Below are 16,171 nucleotides of genomic sequence, written 5' to 3'. Positions count from 1 at the left end.
TCTCGTTCAAAACGTGTCAGCGCAGGCTCAGTGCAGCGAAGACAAAAACTGCTGCAGTTCAGGCGTCTTCGGCCGGGCAAACACATCGGCGGGGGCACCTTGCTCATGCACCAAGCCCTGGTGCATGAAGATCACGCGGTCACTCACCTTGCGGGCAAAGTTCATCTCGTGTGTGACCATCAAAAGCGTCATGCCTTCTTGCGCGAGCGACTCCACCACGGCCAGCACTTCGCCCACCAGCTCGGGGTCGAGCGCCGAGGTGATTTCGTCGCACAGCAAGATGCCCGGCGACATGGCCAGGGCGCGGGCAATGGCCACGCGCTGCTGTTGCCCGCCCGACAACTGGTCTGGGAAAGCGTCAAACTTTTCGGCCAAACCCACACGGGCCAGCAGGCGGCGTGCTGTGACTTCGGTCTCGGCAGCGGGCAGCTGCTTGACCAAGCCCGGGGCCAGCTGGATGTTTTTGCCCACCGTGAGGTGCGGGAACAGGTTGAAGGACTGGAAGATCATGCCCACTTGCTGACGCAAGCTGCGCATGGCGGCGGGGTCGGTGTAGACCAAGGGCTGGCCTTGCACGGTCAAGCTGCCGTGCTGAAAGGTTTCCAACCCGTTGATGCAACGCAGCAGCGTGCTTTTGCCCGAGCCGCTTTTGCCGATGATGGCGATCACTTCGCCCAGCTGCACCTGCAGGTCAATGCCCTTGAGGACTTCGTTGTTGCCGTAGGACTTGCGCAGGCCTGCAATGGCAACGGCAGCAGAGGGGTTAGCGTTGGACATGGAATTTGCCTTCGAGAGAGCGTGCATACAGGCTGATCGGGTAGCAGATCAAGAAATACAACACAGCGACACAGCTGTAGACCACAAAGGGTTTGAAAGTGGCATTGGTGATCATGGTGCCGGCCTTGGTCAGCTCGACAAAACCAATGACCGACGCCAGTGCGGTGCCCTTGACCACTTGCACCAAAAAGCCCACGGTGGGCGCGACGGCAATGCGTGCCGCTTGCGGAAATATCACGTAGCGCAACTGTTCGCCAAAATTGAGCGCCAGGCTTTGCGCCGCTTCCCACTGGCCTTTGCCAATCGACTTGACGCAGCCGTGCCAAATTTCGGCAAGAAAGGCGCTGCTGTACAGCGTCAAGGCCACGGCTGCAGCCGTCCAGGCCGAGGTTTCTACGCCCAGCATGGCCATGCCAAAGTACGCCAGGAACAGCTGCATCAGCAAAGGCGTACCCTGAAACACCTGCACATACACGGCCACCGCTTGTTGCAAGCTGCGGTTGGGTGTGGTGCGGGCCACCAGCAGGGCCAGGCCCACCAAGCCGCCGCCCACAAAAGCGATCAGTGACAAAACGATGGTCCAGCGTGCGGCCAGCAACAAGTTGCTGACGATGTCCCAAAGAGAAAATTCAACCACCGCGGCCTCCGAACAAGAAGCGTTGGCCGAACCAGTTCAGCGTGGCGCGGGTGGCGATCGACAACAGCAGGTAAATGGCGGTGGCGACGATGAAGGCTTCAAAGGCGCGGAAGTTGCGGCTCTGGATCAGGTTGGCGGCAAAGCTCAGTTCCTCGGTCGAGATTTGTCCACACACCGCCGAGCCCAGCATCACGATGATGATTTGGCTGACCAGCGCAGGCCAAACCCGTTGCAAGGCCGGTGGCAGCACCACATGGATGAAGGTTTGCATGCGCGAGAGCGCCAGGCTCATGGCCGCTTCGATTTGCCCTGCCGGCGTGGTCTGGATGCCGGCCCGCACGATCTCGGCCGAATAGGCCCCCAGGTTGATCACCATGGCGATCACCGAAGACCACTCGGGGCTCAGGCGCACGCCCATGGCGGGCAGGCCAAAGAAGATGAAAAAGAGCTGGACGATGAAGGGCGTGTTGCGGATCAGCTCCACATAAGCGGCCACGCCGGGTCGGCTCCAGCTCGGCCCCTGGGTGCGCACCCAGGCGCAGCCAATGCCCAACAGCACGCCCAGCACAGCCGACACGGCCGTGAGGCCGAGCGTCCACGCCACGCCCTTGACCAGCAAGGGCCACTCGGTCAAAACCGCCGCAAAGTCCAGCTCAATGGCCATGGTGTCAGCCCTTCAAGGGTTTATTCAGGCAACTGGCCAGCAGGGCGGCCCAGCCACTTTTGCGCCATCTTGTCGATGTCGCCGGACTTTTTGCCTTCGGCAATGATGGCGTTGACCTTGGTGCGCAATGCGTCTTCACCCTTGCCCACGCCAATGAAGTTGGGGCTGTCTTTGAGCAGCAACTTGTATTCGGTGTTGAGCTGGGGGTTCTTTTGCATCATCACGCCCGCGACCGACACGCCCGTGGCCAGCAGTTGGGTTTGGCCTGCAACGAAAGCCGAGACGGTGGCGTTGTTGTCTTCAAAGCGTTTGATCTCGGTGCCTGCAGGGGCCACCTTGGTCAATTCCTGGTCTTCCAAAGCGCCACGGGTGGCTGCCACGGTTTTGCCGGCCAGATCGGCCATCGATTTGATGCTGATGGTTTTGGGGCCATAAATGCCTTGGAAGAAAGGCGAGTAAGCCGAGGTGAAGTCGATCACTTTTTCGCGCTCGGCGTTCTTGCCCAAGGTGGAGATGACCAGGTCGGCCTTTTTGGTTTGCAGGTAGGCGATGCGGTTGGCGCTGGTCACGGGCATCAGCTCGATCTTCACGCCCATCTTGGCGGCAATGAAATTGGCCATGTCAATGTCCAGACCCTGGGGTTTGAGGTCAATGCCCACAAAGCCGTAGGGTGGAAAGTCGGTGGGGATGGCGATCTTGATCAGCTTGGCTTTCTGGATGTTGTCCAAGGCGGCCTGGGCGTGGCTGGTACCGGCCAGAGTCAACAGGCTGGCGGCCACGGCAGCGGACAAGGCAAGGCGTTTCGAGAGTTTCATAACAAGGCTCCTAGGTAAGTGGAAGGTGAGTTGGAAGACGAGGCGTCAAGTGAAGCTGTACGTGGTGACCGCGAGCGGGTTTTCTTGACCGCCATCGGCGTGCTCATGGGGGCCAGAGCCAGCCGCAATTCGGCCAGCGGGTCTGCGGGGGAGGCGTTGATTTGCAGCGCCGATTGCACCTGACCAATGTGTTCGGCCATGAGCCGCTCGGCGCTTTCCTTGTCGCCGCGCTCCAGCGCCTGCACGATCTCAATGTGTTCCTGGCAGGACTTCACCGCGTCGTGGCTGGACTGGTAAAGCATGGCGATCAGGGTGGTGCGGGCCGTGAAGTCGCGCAGCGTGTCGGCCAGCAATTGGTTGCCCAGACACTCGGCCAGGCACACATGAAAATCGCCCAACAAAAAGCTGCGACGGCCCACATCGTCTTGTTGGAGCGCGGTTTTTTCTTGCTGGATGTGTTGCTTCAGGCGCTTGAGCGTGGTCTTGTCCATCGCGCCTGCGCTGCGGATCAGACCGGTTTCGATCACCCTGCGGGCTTCAAAGGCCTCGCGGGCTTCGCTTTTGGACGGTTGCACCACAAACCAGCCCCGGCGCGAGCTGACCTGCACAATGCCACGCGCGGCCAGTTGCATCAACGCTTCGCGCACCAAGGTGCGGCTGCAGTCAAACAGCATGGACAAAGCCTGCTCGCCCAGGCGTGTGCCGGGCATCAGCTTTTGGGCCAGGATCGCTTGCACGATCCGGTCGGCAATGTCTTTGGAGTTCACAGGTGGGGGATTCCTTTGACTGAATCTCTAGCGAATACCGTGCCACTTGTTTTGACATCTTGTATGCAAGATTTGTGCATCATAGGTGTGCACAAATCACTTGTGGCTCATGGATTTCCCTTGCTTGGTGCGTCGGTGCGCACCAATTTGAGGGGTGCGGAGGTCCTGCGCCCATGCAAAAGGGCCTGACGGGAACGTCCCGTCAGGCCCTTGTTTAAAGCTTTGAACTTTTAGCCTGCCAAGCCGACAAACACGTTTTGCACGTCGTCGTTGTTGTCGATCGCGCCCAAAAAGGCTTCGACTTCTTCCAGTTGCTCGGCGCTCAGGTTGGCGGGGTCCACCGGGTTTTTGGGCTTGTAACCCAGCTTGGCCGACACCACGGTGAAGCCGTGTTCGGGCAGGGCGCGGCTGACCAGGTCCAGGTCGGTGGCTTCGGTGATGAACACCGTCACGCCGTCTTCGTCGGCCGGCTCAAAGTCTTGTGCACCGGCTTCAATGGCGGCCAGTTCAGCATCGGCACCGGCTTGGGCAGGTTCGGCTTCGATGAAACCGACATGGTCAAAGTCCCACGAGACAGAGCCCGAGGTGCCTTGTTGGCCCTTGCGGAACAGCACGCGCATTTCTGACGCGCTGCGGTTCACGTTGTCGGTCAGCACCTCGATCATGACGGGCACCTGGTGTGGGGCAAAACCTTCGTAAATCACGCGGTCAAAGCTCACGGCATCGCCCAGCAGGCCTGCGCCCTTTTTGATGGCGCGTTCCAGCGTTTCCTTGGGCATGGAGACTTTGCGGGCTTGCTCCACCACCAGGCGCAGGCGCGAGTTGGCCGCCGGGTCGGCGCCGTTGCGGGCCGCAATCATGATGTCCTTGGCCAAACGGCCAAACAATTTGCCTCTGGCATCAGCTGCCTGTGCCTTGCCTTTTGCTTTCCACTGCGCGCCCATAGGGTCTTCCTTGTCTTGGGATGAAAGCGGGGAGTTTAAGCGCTGGCCTGCCTGATTCACTGACCGGCGGCGGGTCTCGCAGGTCACAGGCACTGGCGCGCTGCGGCCCAATAATGGCCAGTCTGACACTCCGCTGGTCGAGCGCGCCATTCGGCAGGGCTTCAGCATGGCGGTGTCCGAAGCCCCGATTTGCCCATGAACCACCCTGCCTTGCCTTTGTTTCCCGGTTTTGCCCACCACCTGCTGGAGGTCAGCCCCGGCATCTCGATTTCGGCCATGGTGGGCGGACAAGGTCCCGGCTTGTTGCTTTTGCACGGCCACCCCCAAACCCTGGCCATCTGGCACAAAGTCGCCCCCACGCTGGCCCAGCATTTCACGGTGGTGGCCGCCGACTTGCGCGGCTATGGCGATTCGTCCAAGCCCAAAGGCGGGCCGGACCACGCGGCTTACGCCAAACGCAGCATGGCGCAAGACCAAGTGCGCTTGATGCAGCAGCTGGGTTTTGCGCGCTTTGTGGTGCTGGCCCACGACCGGGGGGCTCGCGTGGCGCACCGCCTGGCCATGGACCATGGGGATGCAGTCAGCCGCATGGCCCTGCTCGACATCGCCCCCACCCTGGCCATGTACGCGCAAACCACCGAGGCCTTTGCCCGTGCCTATTGGCACTGGTTCTTTTTGATCCAGCCACAACCCCTGCCCGAACGCCTGATCCAGGCCAACCCGGCCGCCTATGTGACCGATGTCATGGGCAACCGCAGCGCCGGACTGGCCCCGTTTGACCCTCGGGCGCTGGCCGAATACCAGCGCTGCCTGGCTCTGCCGGGCGCAGCGCATGGCCTGTGTGAAGACTACCGGGCCTCGGCAGGCATTGACCTAGAGCACGACCGGGAGGACATCGCCCAAGGCAGGAAGCTGGAGATGCCGTTGCAAGTGCTGTGGGGCGCTCAAGGCGTGGTGCAGCGCTGTTTTGAGCCGCTCAAGGAATGGCAAAAAGTGGCCACCCAGGTCACGGGCCAGGCGCTGCCCTGCGGTCATTACATCGCCGAAGAAGCGCCTGACGCCCTGCTGGCCCAAGCTTTGCCATTTTTGCAAGGGTTGCCAGCATGAGCCAACACAACCGCCGTGGCATCGTCACCATGACCGGGGCGATGGTGTTTTTTGTGGTCAACGACGCCTTGGTCAAATGGGTCAGCGCCGACCTGTCCACGCCGCAGCTGATTTTTGTACGCGGCGTGATGACCACGGCACTGCTGCTGGCACTGGCAGGTGGGATGGGTCAGCTGCGGCAGTGGCGCACAGTGCTCACGCGCTCGGTGCCTGCCCGCGCCGTGCTCGACAGCCTGGCGTCCTTCACTTACCTTACGGCGGTGTTTCACTTGCCGCTGGGCAACGCCACCGCGATCAACCTGGCAGGCCCCTTGTTCCTGACCCTGATGGCGGTGTTCTTTTTGCATGAACGGGTGAGCCTGGGCCGCTGGGGCTTGATCGTGCTGGGTTTTGCCGGTGTGTTGTTGGTGGTGCAGCCACGCGTGGGCGACTTCAATGCCTATGCCTTGTTGTGCCTGTTTGCGGCGGTGCTGCATGCGGGGCGAGATTTCATGACGCGTTTGGTGCCTGCCCAAGTGCCTTCGCTGCTGATCACCTTGTCTACCTCCACCATGGTGATGCTGCTGTCGGGCATGTGGAGCCTGTTTGAGCCCTGGAAACCCATGGCCACGCAGCACCTGTGGCTGCTGTTCGGCGCGTCGCTGTGCCTGGCGGCGGGTTACCACCTGCTCACACTCAGCATGCGGCTGGGCGACATGAGCGTGATCGGGCCTTTCCGCTACAGCGGCTTGCTGATGGCCTTGGTGCTGGGATATTGGATGTGGGGCGATGTGCCCAACCCGCTGGCCTGGTGCGGCATTGCGCTGGTGGTGGCCGCTGGCTTGGGGCTGCTGCAGGCCGAGCGCAGGCGCAAACAAGCCTTGCTGGCGCGTTGATGACCGCCCCCATCAGGCCTTTGCTGGCCGATATCCCCGTAGGTCGGGCCTTTATGGTCCGACAGCTATTTTTTCGCGAAGCGACATTGCAAACGGCAACGGTGCACCACGCGTCATGTCGGACCTGAAGGTGCCGACCTACAAGAAGACTCCTGTGTTTTCATCGGCTGGCCTTGTCCAGCGCCTGGTCGATGTCCCACAGGATGTCGTCCAGATTTTCCAGGCCCACCGAGATGCGCACCATGTCGGGCGGCACGCCCGCGGCCAGTTGCTGGGCGTCGTCGAGCTGGCGGTGCGTGGTGCTGGCCGGGTGGCTGATCAGGGTGCGGGTGTCACCGATATTCACCAGGTGGCTCATGAATTGGGCCGACTCGATGAAGGTCACGCCCTGGGCCAGGCCGCCTTTCACGCCAAAAGACAGCAAGCCTGACGCGCCACGCATCTGGCGCTGCATCAGGGCGTGTTGCGGGTGGTCGGGCAGGCCGGGATAGTTGACCCAAGCCACACGCGCATCGGCCTGCAAAAACTTCGCCACACCCAGCGCGTTGTCACAGTGCTTTTGCATGCGCAACGGCAGGGTTTCGACGCCTTGCAGAATTTGCCAGGCGCTCGTGGGGCTGAGCGATGCGCCAAACACGCGCAGGCTTTCCATGCGGCAGCGCATGGAAAAGCCAAAGTCGCCAAAGGTCTCGTAAAACTTCACGCCGTGGTAGCCCTGGGACGGCTCGGTCATGCCGGGGAACTTGCCGTTGTCCCAAGGAAATTTGCCGCCCTCCACCACCACGCCACCCAAGGTGGTGCCGTGCCCCGCCAGGTATTTGGTGGCCGAATGCACCACGATGTCGGCCCCCAGCGCCAGCGGGTTGCACAGCAGCGGGCTGGGCACGGTGTTGTCGATGATGAGCGGCACGCCGTGCGCATGGGCCACCTCGGCCACGGCGGCGATGTCAAGCACCACCATGCTCGGGTTGCCCAAGCTTTCGGCATACACCGCCCGGGTGTTGGGGCGCATGGCAGCGGCAAAAGCCTCAGGCTTTGTCGCATCGACAAAAGTGGTCTCGATACCGAACTTGGCCAGACTCACGGCCAGCAGCGTGACCGAGCCGCCATACAAAGCCCCGGCCGCCACCACATGGTCGCCCGACTGCAAGATGGTCATGAGCGCCATGGTTTCGGCCGCCATGCCCGAGGCACTGGCCACGGCAGCACGCCCGCCTTCGAGCGCGGCCACACGCTCTTCGAGGACCGCCACCGTGGGGTTGCTCAGGCGCGAATACACATTGCCAAAGGTCTGCAAGTTAAAGAGCGAGGCCGCATGTTCGGCGCTGTCAAACACAAAGCTGCTGGTTTGGTAGATGGGCAAGGCGCGTGCGCCGGTGGCTGCATCGGGGATTTGCCCGGCGTGGATGGCCAGGGTTTCGGGGTGAAATTGGCGGTCGGTCATGGTGTTCGGGTGGAAAAAGAGGGTTCAAAAATGGCAAGAGCAGAACTATTGATCCGGCCCTGTCAAGAGTTCAATGGTCAATGATTTTGTAGGTCGGCGGCTTTAGCCCCGACAAGTGCCCGCGACCAACCAGCACTGTCGGAGCTAAAGCTACCGACCTACGGGGTCGCGGTGCAAAAGATGCAAACATCTGGCCTGATCAATGAGAAGCCCTCACACCAGCCGCCGCGCCGAAATGATGCCGGTGTTCACGCCCACCCAGTTCAGGCCGCCGAACAGCCGGGCGTGTTCGATCTTCACGCAGCGGTTGCTCACCGAATCCAAACCCGCCTGCCGGGCCAGGGCATCGGCCTCAGGGTTGGCCACGCCCAGCTGCTGCCACAGGCAGCGTGCGCCGATCTGCACCGCCTGCTCGGCAATCGGCAGCACGTCTTCGGCGCGGCGAAACACATCGACCATGTCCACTTGAAAAGGGATGTCGTTCAGGCTGGCGTAACAGGTTTCACCGAGGATCTCGCCGCCCGCATAGCGCGGGTTGACCGGCACGATCTTGAAGCCGTGCGACTGCATGTACTTGGCCGCGAAATAGCTGGGCCGGTGCCATTCAGCCGACAAGCCCACCACGGCGATGGTGGGATAACTTTTAAGGATGCGCCGCAGCGCGTGCAAATCGTTGTGCATGGGGCCCTTGTTTTCTTCAGCGTTTTTCTGTTGAAGCCTCAAGCTTAAGTGTTGCAGGGTGTTTTTTATGGATCAAACCCTGTGAAGTTTGAAGTGAAGGGTGATCTGCGAAGCTTTTCGCGATGGGGTGGTGTGCGAGGGTGATCGCGACGAGGGCGTCGCTCCTACAGGGGGATGCCCTGCATTTTGTGGGAGCCCCGCCCTCGGGGCGATTGTTGGGGGTCTGCACGGCTTTTCGCGACGAGGGCGTCGCTCCTACAGGGGGATGCCCTGCATTTTGTGGGAGCCCCGCCCTCGGGGCGCATCTGCTTCATAGGGCTCACACCGTCAATACTGCGCCCGCCCGCTGAGCTTCATTTGCCGCGAGGCCCAAGTGGCGCTCAGAGACAGCACGCCGCACACCGCCATCACGCCCAGATAATGCCCGCTGTGGTCAAACACCGCCCCGGCCAGCACCGGGCCCAGCAAGTTGCCCAAGGCCGCGCCGCTGTAGAGCGTGCCCACGACACTGGCCACCGACCGACCCCCAAAATAATCCATGCAAATGGCGGGCAAGAGCGACACGATGGAGCCATAACTCAGGCCGAACCACAGCGCAAACAGCACCAGCATGGCCTGCCCACCCGCCGCGCCCCACAGCACATACGACGCACCCATGGACAGTTGCATCAACACCAGCGTCTGCGCCCGGCCCAGCCGGTCGGCCAGGAGGCCAATGGCAAAGCGCCCGACCAGACTGCCCACGCCAATCAGGCCCACCAGTCCCACGGCAAAGGCTTCGCCCAAACCCAGGTCACGCGCCGAGGCCGACACATGGGCAAAGGGAATGAACATCACCGGCGAGGCCAGCACCGTGGCCAAATACAACCAGCGAAAAGTGGGGCTGCGCAAGGTCTCGCGCAAAGTCAGCCCGGAGGCCGAGCCCCCCGCACGGGACACACCGGGGGCCGTCTGTGCGGCAGGAGCGCGGCGCAGCAAACCCGCCGCCAACAAACCCAGCACCAAGACCGCCAAGGCCAGCAGCTGCATGGCCTCGCGCCAGGGCATAGGGCCAATGGCCATGGCCACCAGCACCGGCACCAGCAAAGTGCCCGCGCCCACCCCCGAACTGGCAATGCCCCCGGCCAAGCCGCGCCGGGTGGTGAACCAGGGCTGCACGCTGGCAATGGACGGGGTGTAAACCAAGGCGATGCCCAGGCCCACCAACAAGCCGTAGCTCACATACACCGCCAACAAGGACGTGGCCCAGCTGGTGGCCAGCAAGCCCAGCGCAATGAGGGCCATGCCCGCCGAGCACACGATGCGCGGTCCAAAGCGGTCGGCCAGCATGCCGCCGCCCGCGCCCAGCACAAAGTAAACAAAGCCCGAGAGGCCAAAGATCCAGGACACATCGGCGCGCTGCGCCGAGAACTCGGCCGCAAACGACTCAAAAAACGCCGCAAACGAATACGACACCCCGAAAATCAGCGCCAGGCAAGCAAATGTGGCCCAAACCACCACCCAGGCATAGGGGGTCTCTTTCATGGTGTCTCCGCTTCATTTTTTCAGTTGATGGTCATTGTGCCTTTGAAGCTGCGCACCGGATAATCCGGCCCGATGATGTTTGCATGAACAGTTTTTGTAGGATTGGCACCCTCGCCGCGATGAAGCCTCGCAGACCACCACCCATCGCCCCGAGGGCGGGGCTCCCACAGAAATTGTAGGAGCGGCGCCCTCGCCGCGATGAAGCCTTGCGGACCACCACCCATCGCCCCGGGGGCGGGGCCCACAACGCCTGTCAGGAGAGTCATTTTCAATCTGCGGCTTTGAGCCCAGCGCTCAACTCACTGGCCGTGTGTTTGCCCATAATGAGCCCTTCATTGCCTGAAAGGTTCCCTGATGAACGCCGCAGAACGTGACCAGTTGCAGCAGTTTTTGAGCGCTTTGCGCCAGACCCGTGCCGACCCCAAAGACCCCACGGCCGACGGCCTGATCCGCGAAGCGATCGCTGCACAAGCGGACGCCCCTTATTTGCTGGTGCAGCGGGCCATGGGTTTGGGCATGGCGTTGGATGCGGCACAGACCCGCATGGCGCAATTGGAAGCGCAATGCGCCCAGCAGTTGAACGAGTTGACCCAGCTGCAAAAAAACCAGGCAACAGCCGCTACTGCCAGCTCGAATGGGTCGTGGATGTCGAGCGCCCAAGCTTGGGGGCGTGGACCAGAAACACCGGTGCAGCCCTTCCCAGCCAACGCCGCCACGTCCCGTTTTGCCACCCACGCACCCACGGCGGTACGCCCAGCGGCCATGCCCGCTCCGGCCTCCACCAGCGCCTGGGGCGGCGGCATGATGGCCCAAGTGGCCACCACCGCAGCGGGCGTGGTGGCGGGTGGCTTGTTGTTTCAAGGGGTGCAAAGCCTCATGGGGCACCAAAAGCCCTCGCCCGAGTCCAACACCGCATCACCACTGAGCAACGCCCAAGAGGAATCTTTGCCGGGCTTGGTGTCGCCACAGGCTTCGGCAGACGATGCATTGGATGCAGGTGATGCCTCTTGGGACGCGGGCGAAGACTGGGCTTGAAGCCCATTGGGTCGCCCACTTCGAAAGCGCTCAACGGCTGTAGGCCAAGCCCAGCGCCACACCGCCAAACAAATCACCTTCGACCAGCGGCACGCCCACAAATTCGCGCTGCAAGGCTTGCTGAAATGAGCTCAAGGCCGAAGAGCCGCCCGTGAGGTAAATCGCGTCCAACGAAGCATCGGTCAAACCCGCACGCTGCACACACTCTCGGGCACAAGCCACGGTGCGGGCCAGCAAATCGTGCAAACGGGCTTGCATGTCTGCCACCCCCAGGCGGGCATGCAGGTCTCGCTCCATCACTGACAGGTCAATGTCCGTGTCGGCCCGCTTGACCGAGCACCGGATTTTGGCCTGTTCGACCTCGTGCGCCATGAGGTGGCCATGGCGTTCGGTCAGCACGCGCATCAGGCGTTCGTGCAGGCGAGGGTCACTGTAGTTGCTGCGCAGCGTTTTGGCATGGGCCATGGCCTTGGGCTGGTATTGCCAATGGATCAGGTGCCAGGTGGCCAAGTCAAAAAACACGCCGCTGGGCACCTCGCGGTGTTCCGGGCCCATGTGTTTGTAGCCCAACAGTGGCATGACCTGCGCCAAGTTGAGCTGTCGGTCGTAGTCGGTGCCACCCACATGCACACCCGTGGTGGCCAAAATGTCGCGGCTTCGGTCGGTGCGTGCCATGCGGTCTGGCCCCAGGCGCACCACGGTAAAGTCCGAGGTGCCGCCCCCCAAGTCGACCACCAGCACGGTGCTTTCTTGGGTCAAGCGCTGCTCATAGTCCAGCGCAGCGGCAATGGGCTCGAGCTGAAACGACACCTCTTCAAAGCCCAAGGCCTCGACGGCCTGGCGCAACGAGGCTTCGGCTTGGCCATCGCGCTCAGGGTCATCGTCGACAAAGTGCACCGGGCGGCCCATCACCACACGGCGGGGGGCGCTGCCCAGGCTTTGGGTGGCACGCTCGCGCAGCTTCGCCAAAAAGGTGCCGATGATGTCCTGAAAACTGATTTGCTGGTGGCCAATCTGCGTTGTCTCCAACAGGAGTGGGCTGCCCAGCAGGCTTTTGAGCGAGCGCATCAAGCGGCCCTCGGTGCCCTCCAGGTAATGCCCGATGGCGTCGCGCCCAAAGTGGGTGCTGCCGTCTTCGGCGTTGTAGAACACGGCCGTGGGCATGGCCAGGGCCTCCCCTTCGAGTGGGATCAGGCGTGCGCGGCCCTCTGGGCCGAGCCAGGCCATGGCTGAATTGGAAGTGCCAAAGTCAATGCCGAGCGTGCCGGCGGAGGAAGACATCATGAATGGGGAGGGATTGCAGACAGGGGTCGAGGATGGCGGTCTGGTGATTGGGGACACGCCGAGAAGACCGGGCATTCTGCCACCAAGCTTGGCGTTTGACTGGCCACAAGAACTTTCTCAGTATTGCGGTGCCTCAAAGGGTCTTGTAGACACCCGCCCAAATCGAAAAAGTCATAATTTTGGTGAATTTAACGAATCAATGTCACTGCATATGAGATCATAAAAGGCCAAACAAAAAGACTCGGCCCCCTTCAAAGGAATCGTCAAGTGAAAAAAAATCGAGTCTTTCTGACTCTGACAGCCACTGGTTTGATCTCTTGCCCAGCGGCGGCCATCGACTTCAGCGATGGTCAGGGTCTGGAAGGCAAATTCAATGGCACCTTCACCTGGGGTACCCAAATCCGCAGCGAATCAGCCAACCCGCTGGTTTATTCGGACTGGCCATCTCGTGCTGTGCCAGGAACGACCCGAGGCCTTTTACAGGGCCAATCGGGTGGGTCAAATTTGAATTTTGCCAAAGGCGAGCCGATTTCGACGGTGCTCAAGGCGGTGCTGGACCTTGACGTCAAAAAAGACGGTGTGGGCCTGTTCTTGCGTGGCAGGGCTTGGCAAGACTTTGTTTTGGGTGAAAAAAGTGTGCCCTATGGGCATTACCCCAATGGCTTTCAGCCTGACCAACCCTTGGACGACCGAGGCTTCTCGCCCAGCGCTCAATTCAGCCGGATGGCGTTTCACGAGGCCTTCTTGTATGGTCAATTTTCTGGCGGGCAAGGCAAAACACTGGACCTTCGTTGGGGGCGTCAGGTATTGCAGTGGGGTGCTTCGGCCTTGCACGCGGGTGGCATCCAGGCGGGGATTCATCCGAACGATGCGGCATCCGCTCAGCGCCCCGGGGCATTGCCCGCCGAGAGCAAACTGCCCTTGGGCATGTTGAGTGGGAAGTGGGCCGCCGGAAATCGGTGGAGTCTGGAGGCATTCGCTGCCTATGAGGCTCGCAGCCATGTTTTTCCCGGCTGTGGCACTTATTTCGATATCGCCTCCTTGGCGCCCAAGGGTTGCGATTTTGCGCCTCTGGCGGGCGCGTCAGAACAAGCTTTGCTCTCGAGCGGCGATTACGTGCACCGCAACGCCAATGTCATGCCCAGGAATTCGGGCCAATATGGCGTGTCTTTCGGCTACAAACTCGAGCCTTGGAATGCCGATGTCAAAGTGTTCGCCATGAACACGCACAGCAATATGCCCAGCCTGCGCATGACGGTCAACGCCAAGACACCCGGTGCTCGTTCGGTCAATTACGCCATGGTTTATCCGGAAGATGTGGCGTTGACGGGTTTGAGTTTGCACAAACAACTGACACCCACGGTGCGTTTGTTGGGTGAAGTGGCTTATCGCCGGCATCAGCCGGTTTCCTTGAATGCCTACGACGTTCTTTACGGATTTGTGTCGCGCCAGCCCACGGCGGTGCTGGCCCTGAACAAGGGCATTGGCGCAATCCCTGTCGGTGGCACCTTTGATGCGTATGACCGTTTTGATGTGGGCACGGGCAGCTTGGGGGTGGACTCGATTTTTCCCAAAGCCTTGGGCGCAGACCGGGTGGTGCTGCTGGCCGAGTTGGGCATCAACCAGATCAAGGGATTGCCCGACACCTCGGTCTTGCGTTATGGACGGCCGCAGCCCTACAACGCAGCGGCCTACACCGGTGGTCCCGCTTGTGTGGACGCCGTGCCCGGAAAAACATGCACCAGCGATGGCTATGTCACAGCCCGCGCTTGGGGTCTGAAAATGTTGGCATCGGCCACTTACGCCAACGCAGCAGGTGGCATCACTTGGACCCCTTCGGTGCTGGTGTCCAAGGACGTCAAGGGCTATTCCCATGATGGTGCTTATTCACAAGGGCGCATGCTGTTTCGGCCTGCCCTTCGCGCCCAAATGGGGCAAAACTATTTCGCCGAGCTCCAGTACCACCGCTACAGCGGTGGTCAATACAACCTGATGCTGGACAGAGATTTTGTGAGTGTGGTGGCTGGGGCCAGTTTTTGAATCCGATGTGAACCCTGCATCACCGCTTTTTTAAACCCTCGCAGACCACCACCCAATCGCCCCGGGGGCGGGGCTCCCACAAAATGCAGGCATTCCCTTGTAGGAGCGACGCCCCCGTCGCGATCAAGCCCCGCAGACCACCTCGCATCGCCCCGAGGGCGGGGCTCCTACAAAATGCAGGCATCCCCTTGTAGGAGCGACGCCCCCGTCGCGATCAAGCCCCGCAGACCACCACACATCGCCCCGAGGGCGGGGCTCCCACAAAATGCAAGCATTCCCTTGCAGGAGCGACGCCCCCGTCGAGATCAAGCCTCGCAGACCACCCCATCGCCCCGAGGGCGGGGCTCCTACAAAATGCAGGCATCCCCTTGTAGGAGCGACGCCCCCGTCGCGATCAAGCCCCGCAGACCACCACGCATCGCCCCGAGGGCGGGGCTCCTACAAAATGCAGGCATTCCCTTGTAGGAGCGACGCCCCCGTCGCGATCAAGCCTCGCAGACCACCCCCCATCGCCCCGAGGGCGGGGCTCCCACAAAATGCAAGCATTCCCTTGTAGGAGCGACGCCCCCGTCGCGATCAAGCCTCGCAGACCACACCCCCATCGCCCCGAGGGCGGGGCTCCTACAAAATGCAGGCATCCCCTTGTAGGAGCGACGCCCCCGTCGCGATCAAGCCCCGCAGACCACCCCCATCGCCCCGAGGGCGGGGCTCCTACAAAATGCAGGCATTCCCACGAGGGCGGGGCTGTCACACGGACCACCGTGCTGATCGGTGTGCCCAATACAGGCCTTTTACTTCAAACTTCACAGCACCGGATCAATAATGCCCACCATCCCCACTGAGTCTTGAGGTGCCCCATGCAAACCAATGAAACCTTTGAAACCATTTTGCCGCTGCGCGCAGATTTGGCTCTGGCCTTGCGGGCGGCCGCCACTCAGGGACTGAGTGAGGGCGTGTGCAACCACTTCAGCGTGGCGGTGCCCGGACGGGATGACTGGTTTTTGCTCAACCCGCGTGGCCTGCATTGGAGTGAGGTGCAAGCTGCGGACATCGTGATGTGCAACTCGGCGGGCGAGCAACTGGCGGGACGGCATCCGGTGGAGCCCACAGCCATGTTTATCCATGCTGCGGTGCACCGCATTGCCCGCAAATCGGTCGTGCTGCACACCCACATGCCTTACGCCACAGCGCTGACCCTGACGGCGGCGCGTGCTTTGGACACCACCCTGTCGCAGACGGCCATGCGCTTTCATGGCCGGGTGGCGGTGGACGCGCACTACAACGGCCTGGCCTTGGACATGAGCGAGGGTGAACGCATTGCCCATGCCATGCAAGGCGCCGATGTGGTGTTCTTGGGCAACCACGGTGTGATCGTCTGCGGTGAACGCGTGGACTACGCTTACGACGACCTGTACTACCTGGAGCGTGCTTGCCAAGCGCAGGTGCTGGCGGCTTCAACAGGCGTGCCGCTGACGCCCGTGGACTCAGCACTGGCAGCGCGTGTGGCGGAACAGAGCAACGGTGAACGGCTTCAGTCAGAGCTCTTTTTCGCGAGCCTGCGGCGGATGCTCGGTTGA

Annotated in this window: 15 protein-coding genes; 5 read left to right on the top strand and 10 right to left on the bottom strand. The window is 61.6% G+C overall.

Features of this window, described 5'->3' with window-relative positions; all coding sequences use genetic code 11:
• Window positions 1-27 precede the first annotated feature (27 nt).
• The 6 genes from B9Z48_RS09365 to B9Z48_RS09340 form a co-directional block, all read right to left on the bottom strand.
• Window positions 28-777, bottom strand: coding sequence for an amino acid ABC transporter ATP-binding protein (locus B9Z48_RS09365; RefSeq protein WP_199233486.1), 750 nt, complete (start codon window positions 775-777; stop codon window positions 28-30).
• Entirely contained in the window at window positions 764-1,414 is a 651-nt protein-coding gene (locus B9Z48_RS09360; protein ID WP_089963620.1) for an amino acid ABC transporter permease, read from the bottom strand. The genes B9Z48_RS09365 and B9Z48_RS09360 overlap by 14 nt, the downstream gene beginning before the upstream one ends.
• Window positions 1,407-2,078, bottom strand: coding sequence for an amino acid ABC transporter permease (locus tag B9Z48_RS09355; protein WP_108377920.1), 672 nt, complete (start codon window positions 2,076-2,078; stop codon window positions 1,407-1,409). The genes B9Z48_RS09360 and B9Z48_RS09355 overlap by 8 nt, the downstream gene beginning before the upstream one ends.
• 20 nt (window positions 2,079-2,098) lie before the next feature.
• Entirely contained in the window at window positions 2,099-2,893 is a 795-nt protein-coding gene (locus tag B9Z48_RS09350; RefSeq protein ID WP_108377919.1) for a transporter substrate-binding domain-containing protein, read from the bottom strand.
• Window positions 2,890-3,660 carry a GntR family transcriptional regulator gene (locus B9Z48_RS09345; RefSeq protein ID WP_108377918.1) on the bottom strand — a complete coding sequence of 257 codons (771 nt, stop codon included), beginning with the start codon at window positions 3,658-3,660 and terminating at the stop codon, window positions 2,890-2,892. Before B9Z48_RS09345 ends, B9Z48_RS09350 begins: the two co-directional genes overlap by 4 nt.
• 230 nt (window positions 3,661-3,890) lie before the next feature.
• The gene (locus tag B9Z48_RS09340) at window positions 3,891-4,604 is read right to left on the bottom strand and encodes a YebC/PmpR family DNA-binding transcriptional regulator (protein WP_089963613.1); all 714 of its coding nucleotides are present in this window, start codon (window positions 4,602-4,604) and stop codon (window positions 3,891-3,893) included.
• A gap of 195 nt (window positions 4,605-4,799) precedes the next feature.
• Here B9Z48_RS09340 and B9Z48_RS09335 point away from each other — a divergent pair, with 195 nt between their 5' ends.
• Window positions 4,800-5,711: an alpha/beta fold hydrolase gene (locus B9Z48_RS09335; RefSeq protein WP_108377917.1), complete on the top strand. Its 912-nt coding sequence runs from the start codon at window positions 4,800-4,802 to the stop codon at window positions 5,709-5,711.
• Complete coding sequence (locus B9Z48_RS09330; RefSeq protein WP_108377916.1) at window positions 5,708-6,586, top strand: DMT family transporter; 879 nt, start codon at window positions 5,708-5,710, stop codon at window positions 6,584-6,586. Before B9Z48_RS09335 ends, B9Z48_RS09330 begins: the two co-directional genes overlap by 4 nt.
• Before the next feature lie 160 nt (window positions 6,587-6,746).
• Here the strand turns inward: B9Z48_RS09330 and B9Z48_RS09325 are convergent, their stop codons facing one another.
• The 3 genes from B9Z48_RS09325 to B9Z48_RS09315 form a co-directional block, all read right to left on the bottom strand.
• The gene (locus tag B9Z48_RS09325; protein WP_108377915.1) at window positions 6,747-8,030 is read right to left on the bottom strand and encodes an O-acetylhomoserine aminocarboxypropyltransferase/cysteine synthase family protein; all 1,284 of its coding nucleotides are present in this window, start codon (window positions 8,028-8,030) and stop codon (window positions 6,747-6,749) included.
• Between the two features lie 213 nt (window positions 8,031-8,243).
• On the bottom strand, window positions 8,244-8,711 hold the full coding sequence (locus tag B9Z48_RS09320) for a CoA-binding protein (RefSeq protein WP_089963627.1): 468 nt from the start codon (window positions 8,709-8,711) through the stop codon (window positions 8,244-8,246).
• Between the two features lie 327 nt (window positions 8,712-9,038).
• Entirely contained in the window at window positions 9,039-10,235 is a 1,197-nt protein-coding gene (locus B9Z48_RS09315; RefSeq protein WP_108377914.1) for an MFS transporter, read from the bottom strand.
• Window positions 10,236-10,589: 354 nt separating this feature from the next.
• Between B9Z48_RS09315 and B9Z48_RS09305 the strand changes: the two genes are divergently transcribed.
• Window positions 10,590-11,270: a DUF2076 domain-containing protein gene (locus tag B9Z48_RS09305; RefSeq protein ID WP_108377913.1), complete on the top strand. Its 681-nt coding sequence runs from the start codon at window positions 10,590-10,592 to the stop codon at window positions 11,268-11,270.
• A 30-nt stretch (window positions 11,271-11,300) separates the two neighbouring features.
• Here the strand turns inward: B9Z48_RS09305 and B9Z48_RS09300 are convergent, their stop codons facing one another.
• Window positions 11,301-12,554: an Hsp70 family protein gene (locus B9Z48_RS09300; protein ID WP_108377912.1), complete on the bottom strand. Its 1,254-nt coding sequence runs from the start codon at window positions 12,552-12,554 to the stop codon at window positions 11,301-11,303.
• 267 nt (window positions 12,555-12,821) lie between these two features.
• Here B9Z48_RS09300 and B9Z48_RS09295 point away from each other — a divergent pair, with 267 nt between their 5' ends.
• Together B9Z48_RS09295 and B9Z48_RS09290 are read left to right on the top strand one after the other, a co-directional pair.
• Complete coding sequence (locus B9Z48_RS09295) at window positions 12,822-14,594, top strand: DUF1302 domain-containing protein (RefSeq protein WP_158273238.1); 1,773 nt, start codon at window positions 12,822-12,824, stop codon at window positions 14,592-14,594.
• Between the two features lie 857 nt (window positions 14,595-15,451).
• Window positions 15,452-16,171, top strand: a complete 720-nt coding sequence (locus tag B9Z48_RS09290) for an aldolase (protein ID WP_089959531.1) — start codon at window positions 15,452-15,454, stop codon at window positions 16,169-16,171.

The organism is Limnohabitans sp. WS1 (assembly GCF_003063265.1).
GTDB lineage: Bacteria > Pseudomonadota > Gammaproteobacteria > Burkholderiales > Burkholderiaceae_C > Limnohabitans_A.
Note: the sequence above shows the minus strand (reverse complement) of the source record. Positions and strands in the feature narration are given on the sequence as shown.

Excerpts from the sequence above, each read along its gene's own strand:
- B9Z48_RS09365 (WP_199233486.1), bottom strand. The coding sequence starts at position 777 with ATGTCCAACGCTAACCCCTCTGCTGCCGTTGCCATTGCAGGCCTGCGC.
- B9Z48_RS09355 (WP_108377920.1), bottom strand. The coding sequence starts at position 2,078 with ATGGCCATTGAGCTGGACTTTGCGGCGGTTTTGACCGAGTGGCCCTTG.
- B9Z48_RS09350 (WP_108377919.1), bottom strand. The coding sequence starts at position 2,893 with ATGAAACTCTCGAAACGCCTTGCCTTGTCCGCTGCCGTGGCCGCCAGC.
- B9Z48_RS09340 (WP_089963613.1), bottom strand. The coding sequence starts at position 4,604 with ATGGGCGCGCAGTGGAAAGCAAAAGGCAAGGCACAGGCAGCTGATGCC.
- B9Z48_RS09335 (WP_108377917.1), top strand. The coding sequence starts at position 4,800 with ATGAACCACCCTGCCTTGCCTTTGTTTCCCGGTTTTGCCCACCACCTG.
- B9Z48_RS09330 (WP_108377916.1), top strand. The coding sequence starts at position 5,708 with ATGAGCCAACACAACCGCCGTGGCATCGTCACCATGACCGGGGCGATG.
- B9Z48_RS09325 (WP_108377915.1), bottom strand. The coding sequence starts at position 8,030 with ATGACCGACCGCCAATTTCACCCCGAAACCCTGGCCATCCACGCCGGG.
- B9Z48_RS09320 (WP_089963627.1), bottom strand. The coding sequence starts at position 8,711 with ATGCACAACGATTTGCACGCGCTGCGGCGCATCCTTAAAAGTTATCCC.
- B9Z48_RS09315 (WP_108377914.1), bottom strand. The coding sequence starts at position 10,235 with ATGAAAGAGACCCCCTATGCCTGGGTGGTGGTTTGGGCCACATTTGCT.
- B9Z48_RS09305 (WP_108377913.1), top strand. The coding sequence starts at position 10,590 with ATGAACGCCGCAGAACGTGACCAGTTGCAGCAGTTTTTGAGCGCTTTG.
- B9Z48_RS09300 (WP_108377912.1), bottom strand. The coding sequence starts at position 12,554 with ATGATGTCTTCCTCCGCCGGCACGCTCGGCATTGACTTTGGCACTTCC.
- B9Z48_RS09290 (WP_089959531.1), top strand. The coding sequence starts at position 15,452 with ATGCAAACCAATGAAACCTTTGAAACCATTTTGCCGCTGCGCGCAGAT.